This is a genomic window from Caproiciproducens galactitolivorans, from assembly GCF_029266045.1.
Classification (GTDB): Bacteria; Bacillota; Clostridia; order Oscillospirales; family Acutalibacteraceae; genus Caproiciproducens; species Caproiciproducens galactitolivorans.
In genome coordinates, this window is the sequence record NZ_JAJUFJ010000026.1 from 1 (window position 1) to 3,139 (window position 3,139).

3 protein-coding genes and 1 pseudogene are annotated in these 3,139 nt (G+C 48.5%); 3 read left to right on the forward strand and 1 reads right to left on the reverse strand.

Translation table 11 applies throughout. The annotated features are described in order from the left end of the window. From P9B68_RS11645 to P9B68_RS11655, 3 genes are all read left to right on the forward strand, one after another. On the forward strand, nt 1–915 hold a 915-nt coding region (locus tag P9B68_RS11645; RefSeq protein WP_277669117.1), incomplete at its 5' end, for a site-specific integrase. Beyond that, complete coding sequence (locus tag P9B68_RS11650; protein WP_277669118.1) at nt 912–1,910, forward strand: tyrosine-type recombinase/integrase; 999 nt, start codon at nt 912–914, stop codon at nt 1,908–1,910. The genes P9B68_RS11645 and P9B68_RS11650, both read left to right, overlap by 4 nt. After that, complete coding sequence (locus P9B68_RS11655; protein ID WP_277669119.1) at nt 1,897–2,910, forward strand: site-specific integrase; 1,014 nt, start codon at nt 1,897–1,899, stop codon at nt 2,908–2,910. The genes P9B68_RS11650 and P9B68_RS11655 overlap by 14 nt, the downstream gene beginning before the upstream one ends. Nucleotides 2,911–2,997: 87 nt before the next feature. Here the strand turns inward: P9B68_RS11655 and P9B68_RS11660 are convergent. Next, a pseudogene (locus P9B68_RS11660) lies at nt 2,998–3,139 on the reverse strand (amidoligase family protein); the annotation flags it as partial.

Genomic DNA, 3,139 nt, shown 5'->3' on the forward strand with positions numbered 1-3,139 from the left:
CTTGAACGAGAATTTCCTCCCCAGTTTTCAGGACAGGTTCAAGCCTATTTTTGTAAAATGCAACGGGAGCATATGCGCGAAAACACGATCAAGTCCCACAAAAAGACGCTCTACCATCTGACCGACTTTCTTGATGGACAAGGCGTCAAATCGATTTCGGAGATCACGCTGGAAATGTTGAACAGGTACATTAAAATTGCGCTTTGCAATTACAGCAAGGGTGTTGTCCGGCTTCATCTTGGGATCATGCGGAAATTCCTTAAATTCCTGTTCGATTGCGGCGAGCTTGCCGACGACTTGTCCTGCAAGCTGATGAATGTGCGGTTTTCAAGTGCTCCGACGCATCTGCCCCCGACATTTACCGAAGAAGAGATTGAACGTATTCTTTCCACGGTGGATCGGGAAAGTCCGGCAGGGAAACGTGATTACGCGGTATTGATGCTTGCGGCCAAATTGGGACTGCGAACCAGCGACATCAGAAACCTCAAATATGATAATATCGATTGGGAACAACATACGATTCGTCTGACACAGGTAAAAACCAATGAAATGCTGGTGTTGCCATTGCCATCCGATGTCGGATGGGCATTGATTGACTATATCCGGCACGGCAGGCCGAAAAGCGGCGCGCCCGAAATTTTTCTTCGCGCTGTTGCGCCTTATGTTTCGCTGCAGAATTTCGACAACATACTCATAAAACATATGCGAATGGCCGATATTCCGCTGGAACGCGTTTCTCATCATGGACTTCATGCCTTAAGGCACAGCCTTGCAACGCACATGCTTGAACAGGAAATCCCTATTCACGTCATCCAGGAGGTATTGGGACACGTAAACGCGCACACTACCGAACGGTACACCGCCATCGATGTGCGGCAGCTTAAAACCTGCGCATTGGAGGTGCCAGCCATATGAAAACCGTTGAATTGCTTCGTCTTCATTGTTCATGTGTATTTGCGCCGCATATATGTGATTTCGTGGAGCAGAAGCGCGCTCTCGGGCATAAATACAATGCCTATGTGGAAATTCTGAACCAGTTCGATAAATTCTGCATTCTGCAAAGCGTTGAAGAGCCTGTGCTTTCCGCCGGTTTGTTTAGCAAATGGTGTGAAAAACGTTTACAGGAGAATGATACAACGCACCATATGCGGATTCAGTGCTTGCGGAGTTTTGCAGAGTTCCTGCGGAATAACGGCATTGAAGCGCCTGCAAATTTTCACCCGCTTCCGCGTCCGCGCAAGACATTCATGCCATATATCTTTACGAATGACGAGATCAGGCGTTTTCTCATTGCCGTTGACAGGCAATATCGTACCGTGAACGCCAATTCTCCGATCCGGCATCTTGTCCTGCCGGTTTTGTTCCGAATGCTGTATACCTGCGGTTTAAGAGTTTCGGAAGCGCTGAAGCTGAAAGTGGAGGACGTGGATTTGCAGCAGGGTACGCTTCTGGTGCTCGACGCAAAAGGCGGAAAAGACCGGCTGGTTGCCATGTCGGAAACGATGGCCGCGCTGTGCCGCGAATACCGTTCCAATGAATCTGTGCGCAATTTTGAAAGCGACTATTTCTTCCCCGCACCGGACAGAGGGTTTTATGACACATGCACCATATATGACCGATTCAGAGAATGCCTGCTTGCCGCCAATATCGGGCATGGCGGCCGGGGTAAAGGCCCAAGAGTGCATGACCTTCGGCATACGTTCGCAGTTCATGTTCTGAACATCTGGGCCGCGCAGGGAAAAGACCTGTATACATGCCTTCCGATTTTAAGCACATATCTTGGACATAAAAACCTGAACGCGACGCAGCAATACCTTCGTCTTGTGCCGGAATTCTATTCCGAAGTCACCAATTCGTTTGAGACGAGCTTTGGCGCTGTTTTCCCGGAGGTGGCAAATGAAGAACTGTGATTTTGCTTACTACCTTAGCAATTTTTTCACAACGTACTTGCCGGGGCATCTGAACGTCAGTGAAAACACGGTCTATTCTTACAGAGATACATTTACAAGGCTCCTGACCTATTTTAAGGATGAGCGTTCCGTGCCGCCGGATAAACTGAAGTTTTCCCATTTCAGCCGCGACTCTGTTGAAGACTTCCTGAAGTGGCTTGAAAACACATCCCACTGCGGCATATCTACGCGGAACCAGCGTCTTGCCGCCATAAAGTCCTTCTTTCGGTATGTGCAAGTTGAACAGCCGGAATATTTGATGCTTTGCCAAAGCATTATTTCAATCAGGAGCAAAAAGTCTCCGAAGCCAACCATCCAGTACCTGACCGGAGAAGAAATGAAGCTTCTTTTGGAACAGCCTGATACCGCCGACAGAAACGGTCGCCGAGATCTTGCTTTACTGTCGCTTCTGTACGATTCGGCCGCAAGAGTGCAGGAAATTTGTGACCTTACGGTACGGAACCTTCGATTAACATCGCCTCCCGTTGTCCGCCTCAATGGAAAAGGCAGAAAGATCCGTGAAGTACCGTTGTCTGCTCCGTGTGCCGATATCCTCCGTAAATACATGCAAGAACGCAAGCTTGATCGGCAGGATCGGATGGACGAGCCGCTGTTTTTCAACAGTCAGGGACGCAACCTTACCCGAAGCGGCGTGTCATTTATCTTGGCAAAATACATATCCAAGGCAAATGCTGTCAGCCCGCATTCGCTACCTTCAACCATTACGCCGCATTGCATACGGTACTCTAAAGCCATGCATCTGTTGGAATCGGGAGTCAATCTGATTTACATACGGGATTTTCTGGGACATGAATCAATTGAAACCACGCAGATTTATGCGAAGGCAAACCCTGAAAAGAAACGCGCCGCCATATCCAAAACATGCGATGACAGCTCCGCTCCGAAAATGCCGGATTGGAATGACAATCCGGATTTGATGAGTTTTCTCAAAGGGCTATGAAATTTATTATGCTGAGTTTTGTGCCTGCTTTTCGAGATTCCACCTATTATTGTGCGCTTAACTCAGCATAATACTTTACTTGGCATAAAGGCAGTGATAGCGGCTGTTGTGGTAATGCTCATGCCTTCCGTCATTGCCGTTGTACCATATCCGGCTGACCTGCTCCAGGGTTTTCGGCTTCTTGCGGTTGAGCTCCTCCAAAAAGCTCTGCTCCACCTTCCTGCAATAC

Coding starts and splice junctions, on each gene's coding strand:
- P9B68_RS11650 (WP_277669118.1), top strand. CDS start 912: ATGAAAACCGTTGAATTGCTTCGTCTTCATTGTTCATGTGTATTTGCG.
- P9B68_RS11655 (WP_277669119.1), top strand. CDS start 1,897: ATGAAGAACTGTGATTTTGCTTACTACCTTAGCAATTTTTTCACAACG.